The sequence below is a fragment of the Nocardia sp. NBC_00881 genome (assembly GCF_045207455.1).
Taxonomy (GTDB): domain Bacteria; phylum Actinomycetota; class Actinomycetes; order Mycobacteriales; family Mycobacteriaceae; genus Nocardia.
Window position 1 is genome coordinate 6,756,246 of record NZ_CP108798.1, and the last position, 21,132, is coordinate 6,777,377.

The 21,132-nt window shown below is 67.3% G+C and carries 1 protein-coding gene (cut by both window edges); it reads left to right on the forward strand.

The whole window is internal to a GNAT family N-acetyltransferase gene (locus OH799_RS28730) on the forward strand: the coding sequence, 177,828 nt in all, runs 92,442 nt past the left edge and 64,254 nt past the right edge, and what appears here is coding positions 92,443-113,574, spanning codon 30,815 (complete) through codon 37,858 (complete); the first complete codon in view begins at position 1. The start codon and the stop codon both lie outside this window.

The following is a 21,132-nucleotide window of genomic DNA, read 5'->3' on the forward strand; positions in this document are numbered from 1 at the left end:
GAGCAGGAGTGGGAGAACTGCTGGATCGCCTGCATCAGTGACGCCGTGGTCGGTGTCGTGGTGGCCTGGCGTGATGACGTCGACGGGACGGTGACCCTGCGCCACCTATACGTCCACCCGGACTATCAGGGCCGTGGCGTCGGTTCCGTCCTGCTGGATCAGGTGCCGGCCGGGACGGACGGGGCACCGATCCGGCTCGATGTCCTCCCGGATACTCGTGCCGAACAGTTCTTCCGCAACCGCGGGTTCACCGACGACAACCACCCGGTGCCGCAGCTGTATGTACCCGGCACCGGCGGCCTTCGCCTCGACCAGATCGAACTGATCCGCCGCCCGACTCGCGCCGAGGCTCCAGCGGAACCGAGGCAGACGATTGTCGACCTGGAAACGGTTACCGTGGCGCAGCTGCGGGAACTGTTGGACACCGGTCGCATCACCAGTGTCCAGCTGACGCAGATGTGCCTGGACCGCGCCGCCGCGCGCGGGGAGTTGAACGCGGTGCTCGCGATCAACTCCGCGGCCCTGGACGAGGCCCGTGCCGCTGATGCGATCCTCGCCACCGGGCGCCCGCACGAGCTGCCGCTGCTGGGTATTCCGGTGTGGCTCAAGGACAATATCGACGTCGCGGGCATGCCGACCACCGCAGGCTCGGCGGCGCTGGCCGAGTCGGTGCCGGACCGGGACGCCGAGCTGGTCGTCCGGCTGCGCGCGGCGGGCGCGGTCATCCTGGGCAAGACCAATATGACCGAGTTCGCCAACTATCTGACCGAGCATCAGCCGCATGGGGACAGCTCACTCGGCGGCCCGGTCGTCAACCCCATCGGCAGCTGGCTGGAGGTGGGCGGCTCCAGTGCCGGATCGGCGGTTGCGCCCGCGGATGGGTGGGCCCCGCTCGCCGTCGGCACCGAAACCAGCGGTTCAATCATTTTCCCAGCCGCCTGCAACTCGGTGGTCGGCATCAAACCGACCAACGGCCTGATCGACGGAACCGGGGTGCTGCCGCGTTCGGGCCGCCGGGACACCCCCGGCCCGATGGCCCGCACCGTCGCCGACGCCGCCGTGCTGCTGACTGTGCTGGCCAACACCGAGGGCAATCCGCTCGCGGGCCATGACTTCACCGCCGACCTCGACTCTCAGGCGCTGGTAGGTGCGCGGATCGGCATTGTCGCCAGCCAGATTCCGCCGGAAGGCGACGAGAACCGCAGGCTGTGGGATGCGGCGATCGCCGCGCTCCAGGCCCAGGGCGCCACCCTGGTGCTCGTCGACGTGGACACCGCCATCCCGAAAAGCGAGATGTGGCTCAGCGGCTCGACCTCCGGGCTCTGGGAATTCCACCGGGACATGAACCGCTACCTGGGCAGGCTGCCGGCGAACGCCCCGATGAAGTCGTTGTCCGATATCGACGACTACTACAAGACACACGCGGACGCACGGAAATACGGCCGGATGGTGCTGCCGCTTGCGGTCGCCAAAGACCTCGACCCGAACAGCGCCGACACCGCCGCCGCGCAGGCGGAAATCGCCGCGATCCGCGCCGATGCCCGCGGCAAGATCGACCCGCCGATGGCGGAACACAACCTCACCGCCCTGCTGTTTGTCGGCAGCGGCGGCGCCGGAACCGGCGCCCGCGCCGAATATCCCTCTCTCACCGTGCCCGCCGGCTACCGGGGCAGCGACGGGCAGCCGTTCAACATCACCTTCCTCGGCCGATCCTGGAGCGAGCCGACCCTGATCGGCTACGGCTACGCCTACGAGCGGGCCACCCAGTTGCGCCGCCCGCCGTCGCAGGTCAGCTCCACCGCCCACGAACTGCGTTTCCAGTTCGAGCAGTTGGTAACACAGCGGATGGCAGTCGTCCGGGATCCGGAGGCAGCCGCCGACCTGGTCACCGAGGTGTTCCGCCGCGCGGTGGCGCGCGTCGCCGAGCTCGCTGCGGCCCAGGACGCCGACGTGTGGATCCTGACACTGGCCGAGGAGGTGCTGTTCGAGCGGAATACCCGTATCCGCCGCGCGATCGAGGTCGCGGCGCGCGGACCGGAGGAACGCGGCGCACTCATCCAGGCGAGCGACGAGGACTTCCACCGTGCGGTCGCCACCCTCCCCGACGACCAGCGCCAAGCGCTCCTGCTGCTGTTCAGCTCGGCCGGCACGTCTACCACGAAGGCCCCCAGGATCCACGGCGTCGACGCCGGATCGGTCCCCGCCGGTGCGCACGAGGCGCCCACCACACTGTTCCCGTCTGCTGCGGCGATCCCCCAGGTGCGTGGTCTGGATGCGCCAACGGCCACCAAACTGGTACGTAAGGCTCTGCAGCAGTTGGTCATCGAGCTCGGAACCGACTTGGGGACCGAAGTTGCCAAGCTGTCCGACCTGAGCGTCGTGGACCCCGTCGCGGTCGTGACGATCCGGCGGGCCGGGCTGAAACGTCCCGACCTGCTCCGGGACCTGGTCAACCGACTGCGCAGGTTGCAGTGGGAATGCTTCCTGCGCTGGTGGGTCCGCGGCCAGTCGGTCAAGGCCATCACCATCGACCTGAAGAGCAACGAGCGGGCAATCCAGGAACTGCTGTCCGCCACCCTGGACACGTTGGCACGGTGGCTGTCCGGCGAAGAGCAGCCGCCCGAGGGAGCCATCGAGAAACCCGCGCTCGAAGCACGGCCGTATGAGCCGACCTCGCTGCTGGTGGGGGAGTGCGCGACCTATTCGACGTATCAGACTCAGCTGGAGCTGTGGAAAGCCAACGGCGAGGTCGGCGATCCGCCGGTGCGGCCGGCATCGGGCGACTGGCTGCGCGGCGACACCCTGGCCGCCATGGGCACGGCACTGCGCGCGGACCTGCACCCGGACTACATCCAGGTCAGAACGGTGCTCGAGCTGGTGGACCGGGTGGCGGACGCCGAGGACGACCTGATCGAACAGGCGGCGGTACTGCAGGGCGACGGCACCGGACACGCCTTCACCCTGCTGCGCACCGCGGATCGTGGCCTGGTCGTACACCACATGGACCACGGCAGGGAAGAGACCATCGAGGGCGATGACGAGGTACGCGCCTGGGCAGAGAAACTTGGGAACCGCCGGGTTGTCTGGTTCGAGCACGCCAACGGCCGGGCCACCCACCCGCTTGCAGGCCGAGCGCCCCAGAACATCCCGGACGACCTCGCCGACGTGGAAATCTTCGGGGCCCCGGCGATCGACCGGCCTGCGGCACCGTCGTTGGCCGTGGCGATCTGGAACCGGCACGGCCACAGCGTGGTCCAGGAGATCTTCACCGAAGTCGGCAGTCTGGAACTGGCGAAGCGGCTGGCCGACGAGGTGTTCCAGCGGGCGCAGCCCGGCTTCGGCCGGATCAGTCTCCGGGATCTCGAACGGTGGCTGGCGCGGCATCTCCGGGACGTGATGGCCGATCATATCGATCGGAAGCGGCAGCGCAGCCGGATCACCCGTGCGGCGGAATCACATTCGCTGTCGGTAGCCGGGGTGAACTGGTCGCGGCTGGAGGCGGCGCTCGAGCAACTCGACGACGAACACCAAGAGATCGTCGAGCTTCGCTACGGCGCGCTGAGGCTGTCCGCCGCGGCGGTCGCCCGGCGAATGCCGGAACTCGACGGGGAAGCCGGGGTCCGTGACGCGGAGCGGGTGGCCCTCACCCGGTTGATGGCTTTGCTGCGGGAACGGACCACGGTGAGTCGGTTGTCCGTGGTCCAAACCGCATTGGCCAATGATCGCAACGCCTGGTCGGCTGCGTTGGCCAGGTTGTCACCGCGCCGACGACAGTGTCTGCGACTTTGGTTGCTGGAAGGCTGCTCGACACCTGACATCGCGGAGCTGACCGACGATACCGAGTCGAATGTCAAGTCACTGAAACAGAATGCCGTTCGGGATATGGCGGTGGCCTTGACCGGAGGGAAACTGCCGATCCTCGGTCAGCGGGCCGAGCTGGTCGAAATGGTATTGGTCGAGCACTACCGGCGCTGGCACACCCGGATCGGATTGCTCAGTCCGCAACAACAACGCTGTCTCCAGCTGCGCTTCCAAGCTGGCCTGAACAATGCCGAGATCGCGCGGCGGATACCGGAACTCACCGAACGTCAGGTCGCGGACCGAAGTAGCCAAGCCATCACCCGGATGACCGAACTGATCTTCGGTGACGAGCCCCGCAAGCTCGACTGTGCGGCGCTGGTTTTCGCCGCGTGGGACGTCGACAAAGCCGCGCTGCTGGACTGTCTGCGACAGCTGCCCGAGAACCACGCGGAGTGTGTCACACAGCGGCACCTGCAAGGACTTTCCGCCGAGCAGGTCGCGAAGCAGCTGGACTGCTCGATCCGCCAGGTCACCCGATATGAACGTGAGGCCGCGCTCCATCTGATCCGGCTGTTGCCGGAGGCATTCGGACCGAGCTATCCCCGGTTGGGCGATGCCCGGCAGTCGACAGCACTGGAAGTGGCCCGGGTCTCGGATGCTCGGTTGGTGGACGTGTTCCGGGTATTGGTTGCCGGAGTCGACGTGCATCCGGATATTGCTCGGCAGGTACGTGATACGGCCGCATACCTGGGATACCGGCCGCCGCTACACCAACTGAGGCCGTCGAAGCGACGCTTCACCGTCGAGGACGTGGCCGTGCGGGCCAACGTATCTGTTCGGACCGTGCACCGGTATATGCACAATCCGGAATCAGTGGGGGAGCGGACCCGGAAACGGTTGCGGACCACCATGGTCGCACTGGATTTCACCCCCCGCGCCGGTGGCCGCCCTGCCCCACAACAGTCAGCGCCCGGACGAGCCACCAAGCCGCCGACACCACTGCAACAGGTGGCGCGCGCAGCCGGAGTGAGCTCGACCACGGTGACCTGGGTCTTCACCGAAAGACCCACAAGGGTGACCAAGGCGACGGCGTTGCGGGTGCTCGACGCGGCCGACCAGCTGGACTATAAGCCGCAGGAACGGGCGAGGGTGCGGGCGTTCTGGGAGGCCCAGCCCGACAAGGTGTCGATAGCGGCGGTAGCCCGGGCGATCGGGGTGGAACGCACCACGGTGCAGTTGGTGTTCGGCCGCAACGCCCAGGGGACGAGTGCGAGTAGCAAGTGGGTGAGCAAGCCGGTCGCGTTGGAAGTGCTCGCGGCGACCGTCGAGCAGGGCTACCTGGTATCGCCGCAGTTGCGGTTGTTCTGGGAGGCTCGGCCTGCTGTGGTGCCGAGAGCCACGGTGGCCGGGTTGGCCGGGGTGAGCCCCAAGACCGTGTCGTGGGTGACCACCCAGCACGCGCCGGTCAGCGCGGCCACGGCGTTGAAGGTGATCGACGCTGCCGATGTCGTCGGGTGGGAGATCCCGGTGTCGTCGCGGAAGCTGGTGCAGCGCAAGGCCGGTGTGTCCGATGCCGTGGTGTTCCCGGCACTGGTCGGTCATCGGGCAGGCGGCGGTCCCCGGTTGTGCGGTCCGGTGGCAGTGGATGTGTTGGCGGAGCATGGTATTCAGCTGAAGCGCCCGCTGCGGATCGACGCTGACAAGGTCATCGCCGAGGGCATGGACCTGAATGAGCTGCTGGATGCGTTCCGCGCGGACACCGAGGACTTCGACTCGGTGGAAGACCTTGCCGCACAAGCCGCGGCAGGCAAGAAGGTGCTGGGCGTCGTGGACTACGGCGAAGCGGGCGGCCACGTCTTCGTGTTGTTCCTCGGCGACGACGGCAAGGTGTGGGTGGCCGACTTCGACGGTCACCGGAAGGTGGTGATGCCGTTCGAGGATTGGCCGAAGCCGGTCGGTGCGGTCGCGGTGGAAGGCGTCGTGTGGGGCGAGGAGGGACCGGAGAAGCCGCTGGCGCCGGGACAGCCGCCGCGTAAGCGCAAGCGGCGCTTGATGGTCGGTCACCGCCGGGGCGAGCGGTTCGATGAGGGTCCGGACGCGGGTGCTGCCGGTGGCGGCGCGCCGCCAGGTGGACCGCCTACCGATCAGGACCGGGACGATCCGACGTGGCGGGTCGAGCAGGATCTGGGCGTGGCGGCCGGGGTCAGTGACGGCGGACTGGTCAAGTCCCGCAACGAAGACCGGGTCGGGGTCGAAGTTGTGCGGCGGTTCGGGAAGAAAGTCGTGATCCTGGTGTCCGCGGACGGGGTATCCGGGTCGACCAACGGCCAGGAGGCCGCCGAGATAGCTCGCGACGCTGTCCTCACGCATCTGCGGCACGTCGCCCGGCGCAGTGTCCGGTTCAACGCCGACCGCGCTGTGCTGGACGCCATCGAACTGGCGCAGCAGCGGATCGTCGAGCACGCGGACCAGAACTATCGGGACGAGGAGTCTCCGCCGGAATGCACGGTCGCCGTCGCGGTGCTCGAGGGGGACGGCTGGCTCACTACGGGTGGGGTCGGCGACAGCGAGGTGCGCTGGGTTCCCCTTCAGGGTGACGGGGCGCATCGACTCACCGAACCGCACACCGCGATCGCCTTGTACACCGAGCAGTACCTGCGCGAAGACAAGTCGCAGGCCGAGGCCGAACGTCTCGCGGTGAAGAAGGTCCAGGAATTGGGCCAAACCCACGCGATCAGCCACTATCTCGGCAAAGACGGTGGCCCGCCGTCGGGCGAGGCACACGTCACCCGACGGCAGATCACCGAGCCGGGCATGGTGTTGGTCTGCACCGACGGTGTCCCCAAGACGGTGTCCGAGGCGGCGATCACCGCGGCCGTGCGCGGGAATCGCGACCAGCCGATAGCGGTGGCGCGAGAGTTGGTCGAACAGGCGAAGGCCAACGGCGAGACCGACAACATCACCGCGGCCCTCGGCCTGCACCCCATGAAGCGGCGGCGTCCGGAGCCGCGTCCGGATGCGCCCCGCTTCGCGGAGGAGAAGGCCTACGGGTCGGCTACTCAGCTGCCCGAGCAGCAGGTTGGTACGGGTCGGGCTGTTGTGTCGCAGCCGGTGCCTTCGGCCGGTGACGGTGCCGCGCCGTGTCCGGAAATGGTGATCGCGGAAGCGGAGGTGGGTGATCGGTTCCAGTGTGGGTTGGTGGTGTTGGGGGGTTTGGTGGCGGCGGGGGTGCCGGGTGTGCGGGTGCCGCAGCGGGTGGGGCTTGCCGGGGTGTTGTTGGAAGCCGAGGAGTTCGGCGGGACGCAGATTCCGGGGCTGGAGGATTGGCTTGATCGGCGGATGGTGGAGATTCCGGTTGATTCGGAGTCGGATGATCCGCTCCGACCGGTCCGGGAGAAGGTCGGTGCGTTGGGGGCGGGTGCGCGTGCGGTCGTCGTCGAGGTGTTCGCCGAGGACGAGCATGTGTTCGTCGAGACCAGGGAAGGTGATCTGCTTCGGGTCGGCGGTCACGCTCGCCTGCTCGAGAATGTCGGTGGGGAGGTGCAGGCGACGCAGGGCCGGGGTGGGGCGAAGCCGGTGCGGTTGCTGGCGTTGGTGTTCGACGCGCAGCACGAGCAGCGCGCCATGGAGATTCCAGGAGCCCATGAGCGGGATGCGGGCCTGGGGGATGTGCACATCGGGCACTCCGGTGACGGCGCGGAAATCGACCCGCTGCGTGAACACTTCGAGGATCAGGTGGCGCAGCAGATGGCCTTGCTGCGGAACCCGAGGGTTGCTCCCGTCCTTGTCGCGGAGGTATTCCGCCGTGCCGCAGTCCGTGTCGGTGAACTTTCCGGGGGCCAGGATGGCCTCCAGTGGATCCTGTCGATCTCCAACGAGGTTTTTGCCGAGCAACTCGAGTTCGAACGGCGGGTGCGGTTCCGGGAGGCAGTCGAAGCGGCGGCCCAGGGACCGACACATGAGGTCTTGGTGGCGGCAAGTGATGAGGACTTTTGGGATGCGGTTGCCGCCTTGACCGATCGTCGCCGCCGGGTGCTCATGCTGTTGCACATGGGGCAGGGGATGTCGGTCGAGGTGGCGGCCGGGCTGATGGGTATCGGCGTCAGTGTCGTTACCGGCTTGCGACAAGCAGCCTTGCGTCAGTTGGCGGTTGAACTCGGTGCCGAGATTCCCGACACCGACAACCCGGACCCCGACACCGAGCGGGCCACGCCTGAAGTCCCCAGCCACCGGTATCCGGTGCCGGTGGCGGCCCGCGATGGCGAGACGCTTCCAGGTGCGGTGCTGCGGGCCTACCGCTCGGAGTCGGCGGTGATTCAGGCGGCACAGCTCGATCCCGCGCAGCGTCCGATGCTGTGGAGTCTGGTCGAGCACCTGTTGCCGAGGCAGCAGGAGTGCTTCGTCCGGTGGTTTGTGGGGGAGTCGTTCACCGAGATCGCGGCGGCGATGGGAGGCACCCGCGACGATGTCGTGCAACGCCTGCATGGTGTCGTCCGGAGGCTCGCCGGGTGGCTTTCGGGTGAGGTTCCACTCAACGAATATCACCAGAAAATGGTGGTGGTTCAGGTGGCTCTGCTCGATTCCGAGCGGAACGCCGAGGTGCGTGGCGCGGTCGAGCGGTTGACCGACAAGCAACGGGATGCTTTCCAGCGATGGTTTTTCCAGCGGCAGACCATGGCGAGGATGGCACGGGATCTGGAGGTGACCGAAGAGGCGGTCCGGAAACGGCTCCACCATGCTGTTGATGCGGTAGTTGCCGAGCTTTCCGGCGATCGGCGAGATGGTTTCCGTCGCCGGCTCGAGGCCGCGGTGGCGAATGACGCGCATCGGGAGGTGTTGGCGCGGGCCACTGATGCCGAGTTCCACCGAGCTGTCGAACAACTCGAGGATGGTCCGCGGACAGCGATCATCCTCCGGTTCCGGGATGAGCTGAACTTCCGGGAGGTAACCGAGATGATGGGATGCAGCGAGAACACGCTGCGCGCCCATCTCCGGGAGGGTGAATGGCAGCTGGCGGTGGCGTTGGGCGCCGTGGCCGATGAATTCGCCAACCCGGGCGGCCCGAATCGTCGATACCCGGTGCCCGCCGAAGCGCGCATGGGCGTGATGGCGACGGGCTGGGAGCTTCCCGGGTTCGAGGAACAACTGGCGATTGTTCAAGCAGCGCAGATCGATTCCGCCCAGCGTCCGATGCTGTGGAGCTACCTCGAGCAACTGGTGGCGGGGCAGCGGGAAGCCTTCATCCGCTGGTTCGCGCATGGGCAGTCATTCGACGCCATCGCGGCCGCGACCGGCCGTACCGACTATCGCGACATCCGCAGACAGGTACAGACGGCGGTCGATTATCTGGCAGGGTGGCTTTCGGATCGTGAGCCCGTCCTGGCATACGGCGACGATGTGCTGGTCATCCAGCTCGCCGACCGTGACGATGTCTTGCGCGTCGCTACCCGCCTCTCCGCCAAGCAGCGGGAAGTCTTTGAGCCTTGGTTCACTCAGGAGCTGACCAACGAGGCAATCGCTGCCGAGCTGTCGTGGTCAGCGGTCGAGGTACGGCATCGGTGGCGCCGGGCGGTTCGGCAGGTGGCGGCGGCCCTGCGATCAGAGATCCCGGTAGAAGCCATTGCGCCGCAAATGATCGACTTGGCGCAGCTGCGGCCGTTCATCACCGGAGTCAGCGGCTATCGAGGCTTGGTCGATGCGCTGCGGGAGGCGATCCGCACCGGCGTGATCCAGCCGGGCATGCGACTACCAGGGACCGAGGGGGTGGCCGCGGAACTCGGGCTGCACGCGACGACCGTGAAACGGGCCTATCGCCTACTCCGCGACGATTGGTACCTGGTTATCCGCAACGGCATCGGAGCCGTGGTCGTCGATCTCGACCACCTGATGCCCTTCGACGGATCCGACGAGAGCAACGGCGGTAATGATCCCGCACCGGAATCCGCACGCCCCGATCCTCTTGTCGAGCTGGCCACGCTACGCGACACCCACCGCGACGACATGGTTCGCCGGTTGACGGGTGTGGCCGGGGCGGAGCCAGCTGGGGAGCTTGCTGATCAGGTGTTCGCTTATGCCGCAGTCCATCTCGATGCGTTGCGCGCGGCGGATGATGCGAAAGCGTGGTTGGATCGGGTCGCCGCGACCATACTCGCCGAGGCGTTGACCGGTGAGTTCTGCGCGCGGGTCTGGCAGGCCTATACCCGCAGCCACGAGCCCCCAGCGGAGGTGACGCTGCAGGGAGTGACCCCACCGATGCTGCAGGCGGCGCTGAAGAATCCTCGGCTGTCGGATGATCATCGCGCGGTATTGCGGTTGCTGCACTGGGGGCCGGGCATGAGCCGGAGTGCTGTGGCCCAGCGGCTCGGGTGGCCTGCCGATTTCCTCGACCGGTTGGCAGAACAGGCCGTGCAGCGGCTCGTCGAGGTGATCTGGGAAGAGTTTTCGCATGACATCCTTGCCGCGCAACAGGCGGCGGGACCGTGGCGCGACGCCCGCAGCCAATATCCGGGGCTGCGGCTGCGTCCTCCGGCCATGGCCCTGGATGTCGCCAGAGCAGCCGGGGTGAGTACCGGAGTAGTGAACAACGTCTACACCACGAACCCGGGCAATCCGGTGCACCCGGAGACGGAAGCACATGTGCGCCAGGTGGCCGCTCGACTGGGATATCGGCCGCCGCGCGGAGCTCGGCGGCAACCGGTCCCGGTCCGGATGCTCGCCGATCGAGCCGGTGTCGATCGGCGCACCGCGGACCAGGTGATGCACGGCGAACTGTCGCAGATCGCTGACGACACCCTGGAGCATGTGCTGACCGTCGCGGTCAGACTCGGCTTCCGGGTGACCTGGGACGGCGAGTCCGGCAACGAGACCGAGGTGGGCGATCGGTTCTATCTGCCGACGGAGCGGGCCGCATGGCTATTGGAGATGCTCGGCGGCCACGAACTGCGGGTGATTCTGGCCGGCCGGCAAGCCCAGCGGGTCCTGCTGGCGCAATTGCGTACGGCGATCGACGAGGGCCGGATTCCCGCGGGCTATCGGCTGCCCGGAGCCGAGACCTTCGCCGAGCATGTCCGTATCTCTCCGGTGCTCGTCGACGAAGTGTATGCCCAGCTGCGCGACGAAAGGCTGGTGTACCGACGGAACTCCGGGACCGTGGTGGGGGACGAGCCGGAATCCGATTCGCACGCCGAAAGCCATACCGGCCGCACGGACGGCCGTAGATCGCCCAAGAGTGGTGCGCAGGCGGTAACGCCTCCCCCCGGTCCGGTTTCTACCGGAGCAGTGTCCGGGCTCAGTGCCGCACCGTCGGATGGTCCGCCCACGCAGGACACACCCCACGAGTCCGAGGGCCGGGTGGATGCGGAGTTGCTGGCGGCAATCGATGCCGAGGCAGTGCGTGTGCAGCTGGATGCTCGGTCGCCGGTGCAGATGACCTTCGCGGCGGCGTTCCGTGCGGCAATCCGCGAAGGTCGGCTGGTGCAAGGGCAGCAACTGCCCGGGGCAGCGCGGCTGGCCCAGGTGTTCAGGGTGGCCCCGAAGTCCGTGGCGAAGGCATACGAACAGCTTCGGGCCGAGCAGTTGGTGGTATCGCAACCCAGCCGTGGCACAGTGGTGGCCGATATCAGCGCACTCGCGGATACTCCGACGGATCCGGCTGTCACCGTGCGCGGCGTGATCGATATGGCAGAGCTGCGGCCCATTCTGACCGGCCTTCGCGGTTACCGGGTCATGGCCGATGCTCTACGGGCGGCGATCCTCGACGGCAGACTGCGGCCGGGCTGGCGACTACCCGGAGTCGATGAGGTGGGCGCGAAATTCCGGCTGTCGGCAAGGGTTGTCGAGCGGGCTTATCGAGTGCTCCGCGAAGAGGGGCTTGCGATCGTTCTGAGCGGCATCGGAACCGTGGTGACCGGGCCGCCCGACGAGAACGATGGCGGCACACCCGCTCCGCCGAATCCCACACCGTTCGAGGGCGGACCGTCCGCAGAAGCTGCCACACCGCGTGACCGCACCCCGGCCGATGGGGCGGCCGAGGATGAATCCACTGCCGCGCATCGGGAGCGGCGGTTGTTCGGGCGGGAAATCGACGGCACGGCGCACTATTTCGCACCCGAGGATGTCCAGGCCACGCTGGTTGGGCGTGCCGATGGCACGCCGGGCACTGTGGTGTTCGATTGGACTGCCGACTTCGTGGACGGGGCGGCGGAATGGGCAGCCGCTCAGAACTTCACCTTCGACCGGGAGGTGTATCAGCCACAGAAGCACGAACCTCGGCCTCGGGCGGTTGATGTGCAGTGGCGCGGCAAGGGCAGACCGCGGATCCTGCGGGCGCAGTCCTACGCCGGTGAAAGTATCGGGTTGTCGATCGATATCGGCACCCCGGGAAACAAAGATGTTCGGAAAATCTATGTCGGCCCTCGCACCTTCGCCAGTGTGGTTGTCGGCAACCGGTATCTACCCGAGCTCGGAGCGCCCACCGATCCCACGGTGATGACGGCGTGTGGCACCGCACACGATGGCAAGTCGGCGGCGTACACCTTCTTCCACTATTTGCGTGACTCCGGTGCGTTGTCCGGATATGGCTACAGCCCGTCCGGGAATGTCACCACCTCCTCCACACACCGCAGGTCTGAGCTGCACATTTCAGTGACCCACGATGCGGAAGGCAACCCGGAGCCGCCCCTGGTGGAATTCGGACCGGGCGACGACGTGGCAGCGTATTCGACGCCGGATACCGGGGTGGAGCCGGAGCATTGCGTGCCCGTGGCGCTGCGGAAACTCGCGGACGCCGGTGTCCCGGTGGCAGCGATACCGCATGACCGGAAGCTGGCATACCCCGAAACCGAAGAGTGTGTGGGGGTTCCGTTTACCGAGTTGCAGGTGGATCCCGAGAATCCGTATGCCGCGGTGACAGCGGCATTGGAGGCCGGTGGGCATGCGGCGGTGTTGACCGTCTACGTCGAGCAGGTGCCCGTGCTGGGATCGGACGGGACGCCGCTGCCGGGTGTGAGGGTGCCGCGCCGAGAAGGACATCTGATCGCGCTGAACCACGGCGAGCTCCCGCCGGAGGATCCGCGGCAGGTGGAGCGGGTGCTGGCCGTGGTCTGGAACGGCGAACACCAGCCGGTCGTCTTCGATCCTGCCGTCATTCGCCCGACATCACCGGACCTGATGGCCCTCCGCATCGGCACGCCCGCCGCGCTGTTGGTGCGCCCGGAGGAAGCCCGTGAGTCGTCTGAAACGGACCGCGAGTCGTCACTTCTCGCCCGCGAGTTGTCGCCTATCGACCCCGAGTCGTCGCCTGACACCCCGGCTCGGCCTGCCGACTCCACCCCGCGCGATGTCGACAGCGAACGGGTGCGGTGGCAACCCGTCACCGGGATCAGCACCGGGGTAGTGCAGTGGCCCGACGCAGACGTGCCGAATATGGCTGGGGCACTGGACCTTCCGTCGGACCGGAACAGCTCGATGGCTCATTTGTTCGCGAACCCGTTCGAGGGCATCGGTCAACGGGGGAAGGCGGTCGCCGATGCCTCGATCATGCACGCCGTGGGCAAGGACGGCATGGAGGCTGGTGGTTGGGGCACCGGCGAACACCGTGCGCGAGCCTCGTCCGGTGGCACGCCCGCGCCGAAGCTCAGCGGTCGGGCCCGGGCGTCCGCCCAGAATGAGCCTGCCGGGTCGCAGCTCGATGGGACTGCTACGAAATCCGGAGCCCTGGGCCGGGCCGCGCGGCGACTTCAGCCGCAGAATCGGGCCCTTGCCCGGTTGTACGGCGGTGCGATTGTCTCCACCGGCATCGGTGTCGGCGTGCTCGACTGGCTCCCGACGGTTATCACACAGCTGAGCAGTTCGCAGACAGCTGGTATGGCGGTGTCGCTAACCAGCGCGGCTGGGATGGCTGCCCACTTCATGGGCGGACCTATCGCGGATCGGTTCAACAAGCGCCGGACACTACTGACCGCCTCGACGGTCGGGGCGGTGACATCAGTTGGTGCCGCTGGTTGGCTGTCGTCAGGGCTGCCGGGGGCGGTGGAGGTGATAATCGGGTCGACGGTAGTCCTGAAGGCGACCGATGCGATCGCGGGGACGATTACCACGACCTTCGGCCAGAAGCTGGTTCCCAAGGAGCAGCGGGGGACCGCGGCCACGCTCTCATTGGTGGAGCGGGTGGCGTCCGGCGCCGTGGGGAGGTTCGCCGTCCCGGTGTTGGGCAATGTCTCACTGGCGTTGCCGTTCGGGGCTAATGCGGCGTCCTATGGAGTGAATTTCGGTGCGGTGTGGGGACTTCCCGACATCCCGACGAATCCGGAGGAACGCGCCCGTCTGTTCGACGGTGCTCGCGCGATGTGGCGGGATCCGTATGACCGCGGAAAAATTCTGCTGACGCCCGCACTGGCATTGAGCGGCACCGTGTCCGCGGTGTTGTTGGCGGATCTCATTGATACCGCCGGTTTCTCGCCGACGACATCGGGTCTGCTGCTGGCGGCGGGCAGTGCCGGATTCCTGGGCGGAGCCCTGGTGCCGAAGAAGGTCACCGAAAAAATCAACGTGCGATGGATGAATCCGGTCGCCTCGGCCATGTCCGCGGTGAACGCGGCGGAGTTCCTGGTCACCAATGAGCCGTGGATCCTCGTGCCGACCATGGCTGTCGACGGTGTGGCCATCATGCTCAGCGGCAAGAAGACCTTCGAGTACGAGTTGGAGATCGTGCCCGAGAACGCCACAGGCGGACTGGTGTCCACCAATGCCACGTTGTTCGGCGCAGGTGGAATAGCGGGCGGGGCCGTGGCCGCTTACGGGTTGTCGACGGTCGGCCCCGAGGCCCTCAGAGCGGGAGCCGCAGGTCTTTTCACGGCAGGCGCCATGACCTGGGGGGCGCTCGGCTACTTCACCCGCCGGAAGGCCGGATCGGAGCCGGTCGTCGCCGCCGCACCGCAACCGGTGCCCTCGGTCGGCGACGGCAGTGCGTCGCGGCCCGATCTGGTGGTGCGCCGGAGTGCCGAAGGTGAGATGGGTCCGCGGCGTGGTGGTGGTCCAGAGCCCTCGGAAGACGATTCGGACCCACCCGACGAGAATGGTGGTGGCACACCCGTGTCGCGGAATCCCACACCGCAGGGTGGACCTTCCGGGGGCGCCGCTACACCGCGCGGCGGTGGTCCCATGCCAGGTCCGCAACCGCCTGGTTTCGCCGATGGTTCGGGAGCTGCCTGGGATGCGCCGGTGCGGCATTCGAAGGGTCGGCGGCTACGGCCGGAAAACTGGGGGACGTTCAACGCCTACACCCCGGATGGGGACGGCTCGACGCACGCGCATCAGCCGGGCCGGGCGCGAGCGTCGACCGGCGGTGCGCCCGCGCCGAGGCGCAGTGGTCGGGCACGGGCACGGGCGTCGTCCGGCGAGACCGCGGCGCAGCCCGATGGGAGTGTCGCGAAGCCCAGGGTGCTGAGTCGGATCGCCCAGCGACTCCTGCCGGAGAATCCGGCTCTTGCCCGGCTGTTCGGCGGTGCCATTCTCTCCACCGGGATCGGTACTGGTTTGTCCGCCTGGATCCCGCCGGCTGTCACACAGCTGAGCGATGCGTCGACCGCCGGTTACGCAGTGGCATTGACCACTGCGGCTGGGCTGACCGCACAGCTCTTTGCGGGACCTATCGCGGATCGGTTCGACAACCGCCGGACGATTCTGGCCGCGTCGGCGATCGGGGTGGGGACGACAGCTGTTGCCGGTGGTTGGCTTTCGTCCGGGTTGCCGGGGGCGGTGGTGGTGTTGGTCGGGTCGGCCGGCGTGCTGGCGGCGATCGACGCGGTCTCGATGACGACCAACATGGCTTTCGCTCGGAGACTGGCTACCAAGGAGCAGCAGGGGATCGTGACCACGCTGTCTTTGGTGGAGAAGCAGGCGTCCGGCGCCGTGTGGAAGATCGCCATGCCGCTGTTGGGCAATATCTCCCTGGCATTGCCGTTCTGGGCTGATGCGGCGTCCTATGGGGTGAATTACGCCGCGGTGCGGAAACTGCCGGCCATTCCGCCGAAGCCGGACGAACGACCCGGTCCGCTCGATGCTGTTCGCGCTATGTGGCGGGACTCGTATGAGCGCGGAAGAGTCCTGCTGGCGCCCCCGTTGGCAATCGGGAGTGTCGCGGGAGGGGTGTTGTTGGCGGATATCGCCGCGGACCACTCGCCGATGACGTTGGGTGTGCTGGTGGCTTCCGGCAGCATCGGGGTCCTGGGGGGAGCTGTCGGGCTGAGCCTGATGCCGAAGGGGATCACCGAGAAAATCAACGTGAAGTGGATGTTCCCGCTCATGCTGTCCGGGCAGGCGGTGTATGCGGCGGAGTTGGCGACCACGACCGACCCGCGGATCCTCGTGCCGACCATGATTGTCAACGGTGCGGCCATCATGGTCAGCAACCACAGAATCATGGAGTACGAGCTCGGGATCGTGCCCGAGAATGCCAGGGGCGGGATGACGTCCACCTCCGCCGTGCTGAACGGTGTCGGCGGAATAGCGGGCGGGATACTCGCCGCCTCCGGGTTGTCGACGATCGGTTCCGCGGCGACCGCACAGGCGACCACAGGTCTTTTCATCGCCGCTACCGGCGTAGGGGCGGCGCTGGGGTACGCCACCCGCAAGTCCGGATCGGAACCGGACGCTGCCGCCGCACCGCAACCGGTGCCGTCGGTCGGCGACGGCAGCGTGTCGCGGCCCGATCTGGTGGCGCGCCGGAGTGCCGAAGGAGAGCGGAACTGTGCGCCGCTGGTGAAGCAGTTCCTGCGGGCCGCGGAGGGTGCGGAGGTAGATCCGGCCGAGACACGCAATCCAATTGTCCTCGTGGAGGGCACGGACCAGCTCGACTTCCTCCAGGAGTACGAGGCCGGGTTGCGCAAGAAGCGGATCGGCGTCGGGGTGTCGGCGCTGCAACGCGGGATCGATTTGATCCGGATGCAGGGCGGCCAGGCCGCGCTAGTGATCAAGTGGCGCAGGAAGTTCGAGAAGAAGCTCGGGGGTGAGTTCGGCAAGCGGCTCGGAAAGCGCTTCGGGCATGTCGCGGGGATCGCGGAGCTGGATGCGTCCTTCGCCGCGGAACTGAATGCGGCGCATCCGGAATGGCGCCCGGATCAGCAGCTCGTAGCAGGCGATGTGGTGGGCTACGACCCGGCCAGAGGTGGACTGATCCTGCCCGGTGAGTTGAACGCGTGGGCGCGGGAGGTCGGCGTCGCCGCGGCCGAAGTACACATCGCGGTCAAGGATCGGGACGGGAATCCGGAGGTCATCTTCGACGCCGATGTCCAGGCCCGCCGCGGCCCGGACGTGGACAGGCTGGGAGCAGGCCCGGCCCTGGCCGATGCCCGGATCCGTCGGGATCGGGCACAGGGACTCCGGGACGCCGCAGCCACGCTACGCAATGTGAATCTCGCGGATTTGCAGCCGGATTCACCGCGGCTGGCGGAGTTGACGACTCGTCGCGACGAAATACGGGCCGCGCTGAATGTTCCTGCCGTCGCGGATCCGGTGGAGTTGCGCAGACGGCTGGTGGCGCAGCTGGTGCAGGCGCACCGCTCCGGTACGCCGCTGCCGGACGCCGAGCGGCTGGTCGACTATCCACTGCTGAATTCCCTTGTCGAGCAGTCGAATACATACAACACCTGGAATGCCGAGGTTGATCGGCTGCAGAAGCTGGAGCAAGCCCGCGTCGACCGCGACGACGCCGAGTGGGGACGTAATGAGGCGGCCGACGATCTGGAAGTCTCGGATCCAGCGGCGCTGCAGGCGAATTCACCAGAACTGGAACGGTGGCGGACCAGGCACAAGGACCTGATCGAATCGATGGGCGGCAACCCGGCCGACCCGGAGATGACAATCAATGCGATTGTGGCCGAGCAGAACCCGTCGGCCGAACAGACCGAGCTGTTGTCGGTCTACGACTTGGTAGCGAACGCTGACTCGTACAACCAGGCGGATCGCCAGGTCCGGGAGCTCGAGGCGCAGGCCCCGGAACGGTATCCTGACGAACCTGAGCACGGCACCGCCGTTGTGGCCGGCGGCTCGCCGCGGGCATTCGAGTACCGGTCACTGCTGACGGACCCGGACTCGTTCGACGCGCTGCCGCCAGCGCTGCAACATGCGGTCGCGGTGCTCGAATTAAACTACGACACACTGTTTTTCGAGAGCCCAGCGGTGTCGGTCGAGTACAGTCGGCGGTACTGGACCGAGCATGTGCGCGATCTGCATTTCGAGGTGCGGGATTCGCTGAGCTGGCTGGAGATATCCGGAAACCTCAGCCCATTCGGATACACGGCGGCCAACGCGCACGTGACCGGTGCCGACGCGCTGCCCTCAGCCGAGTCGGACGGGGCCGCCGCCACCGCCACCACGGCAGGTCACCTCCGGAACCTGCGTGCCGCGATGGCCGGTCGGCCGCTCGAACACGACACCGTCCTCATGACACCGTTGCTGCTGGACTCCGAGGAACTCCGACGCTCGCCCTATCCACCGGGAACCGTCATACAGCTGCCCGGATATCCCACCGCGGAACTCGGCCACATCCCTTCGACCAGGTTCCGGGACTTCAGCGTCGGATACATCCGGACACCCGCGCACACCCCGGCGATCTGCGCCCACGTCGTCACAGACAAGGACGGCCTCCGCATCGGACCGGACACCGCCCTGGTCACCACCCGCACCGTTATCGACGGCGACAAGGCGTACGTCTACGGCTACCAACCCACACCCGACACCGACGGCGGCAGGTCTCCGGCAGCGTCATCGGAGCCGGCGTCATCACACGGCAGCGACATCGGACCCGCGGGGTCGGCCCGGCCGGAGCCACGGGGCGCGATGGCCGAGGTGGCGCGGGCAGTCCGGGTAAATAGGTCGACCGTGACTTTGGTGCTTGCGGGAAAGCGTGGGGCGCGTAAGGAGCTGGCGCTGCGGATTATCGCGGAGGCGGATGCGCGGGGGCTGAAGGTGTCGCCGAAGGTGCGGCTGTTCTGGGAGCGTATGCCGGATTCGGTGTCGATGGCCGATGTGGCGAAGGCCGTTGGGGTGAGCGGGTCACTGGTGAGTCTGGCGCTGGCGGGGAAGCGTGGGGTGCGGCCGGCGGTGGCGTTGCGGATTATCGCGGAGGCGGATGCGCGGGGGCTGAAGGTGTCGCCGAAGGTGCGGCTGTTCTGGGAGCGTATGCCGGATTCGGTGTCGATGGCCGATGTGGCGAAGGCCGTTGGGGTGAGCGGGTCACTGGTGAGTCTGGCGCTGGCGGGGAAGCGTGGGGTGCGGCCGGCGGTGGCGTTGCGGATTATCGCGGAGGCGGATGCGCGGGGGCTGAAGGTGTCGTCGGATGCGCGCCTGCACTGGGCGCGGTTGGCGATGACCAATGTGGCGCAGACGGTCGGGGTGAAGCTGTCGACGGTCGAAAATGTGCTCGCCGGCAAGCGGTATGCGGGCAAGGTGTTGGCGTTGCGGATTATTGCGGAGGCGGAGCTAGCGGGGCTTCCCGTGCCGTCAGATCTGCGTCTGTTCTGGAAGCGGCAGCCCGATCCCGAGCCGCGGGTCACGATGCAGGAGGTGGCGACCGCGGTCGGGGTCAGCAAGATGACCGTGATCAGGGTGTTCGCCCGCAACGACGTCAGGGTGAGCAAGGCGGTGGCGTTGAAGGTCGTCGCCGCGGCCGAAGAGCTGGAATATGTGGGGGATGTCGGCGCCGAGGGATTGGCGGGTCTTCGTGATTGGTGGGAGAAGCGGCCGGATCCGAAGCCGAAGGTCACGATGCAGGCGGTGGCCGATGCGGTCGGGGTGAGCAAGCAGGTTGTGGTGCGGGTGCACCGCGGCGACCCGTCGGTGAACAAATGGCTGGCACTGCGGACGCTCGAGGTGGCGAAGCGGAGTGGCTTGCCCATGCCGCCGGAGGCGGAGACCGTCTACCGGAGCCTGCCCGGGGAGCAGGTCAGCGTCGCCGATATCGCCCGGGTGGCCAATGTGGGTGGTGCGGCGACGGTGCACCGGGTGTTCGAGCACGGGCCGATGCCCGATGGCCTGCCGGTGGATTCGGAAGCCGCGGTGCGGGTGTGGAAAGCGGTGGCGCAGCTGGAGTTCCGTCCGCTCGCGGTGGGGCGGGGCTTCTGTGCCCAGCCGGTCGTAGAGGGGATACACGAGTTCCGGGCCCATGCGCGCGGCGAAGAGCTGACATTGGCGCAGCGGGAAACGATCCTGCGCGAAATCGGCGAGGAGGTGCGGGAGGAGACCTTCGTCCGGGCCATCGGCGGGGATTGGCACGAGAACGGATTCGTCGGCTTGGCCGATGCGGTCGACTGGGCGGATCAGCACGACGGGGCGGTCGGTGGGGTGATGCGGTACGGGGTCCGTCGCCCGAATGGTGAAGTTTTTGTGCTCGTCGACCATGCCTTCGGTGTGTGGCGCAGGCCTGACGGTCAACTGGAGATGCTCTATGTCGATGAGGCCGGCGCGATCCGATGTGTGGTGGGCACAAAACAGAAGATCACCGAATCGCTGAAGAGGCATGAGCCCGATGACACGGGTGTCGGTGTGGTGGCGGTCAGTGGTGCGGCCTTCTATGCCAACGGCGAACCGGAAGAGGAATTCCAGGAAGGCCGCGACCGCGCCGCGATGGTCGAACGCGGCCAGGCCCCCGCAGGCCCCATCCGCGGCATGCCGAACATCCCCGAGAACTCGGCCGACCGTGACGTCGAAGGGCCGCAGTCGATTCCTGCTGATGCCGAGACTATCGAGCGATCGATTTATCGAGCGGTTTGGGTCACGTTGACGAACCGGCAGACCCGGTTGCGTGCCGCTGGTGACGACGAGGCGGCCTCCTGGATCCAGGAGCGGCTAGACGAGCTCGCCGCCGCGGCATCGGCGGGTTCCGACCCCCACTCGACCGAGGATGCCGCAATCATCTTGCGCCGCAATGGTATTCGAGTCGGCGACGGGCTCGATGCGGACGGTTTGGACCGGAACCTGATGGCGAGGATCGCTCGCGGCCTGGAGCAGGCCTTGGTCGACCACGACGGGTTCGATGTGCGTGAGGTGCGTGCCGAGGAGCTGGAACCGGGTGTCTTCTGGCATGTCCTGGGAGGAGTGGAGGAGGGCGAGCACCGTCTCGCCGAACCCTGGATTTTCACCCAGGTGATCACGCTGAACCAGCTGTACCTGACCGATCCTGACGCGCTGGCGCGGGATTGGGCGCAGCAGGTGGCGGCGGGACGATTCCACGGCCCGGCGGACGAGCCGGTGGGCGGCATGATCGACCGGATAGTGGCCACCGGGTTGATCATCGCGGGCGGCGAGCGGGCCGTCGCCGGCGTACTGCCCACG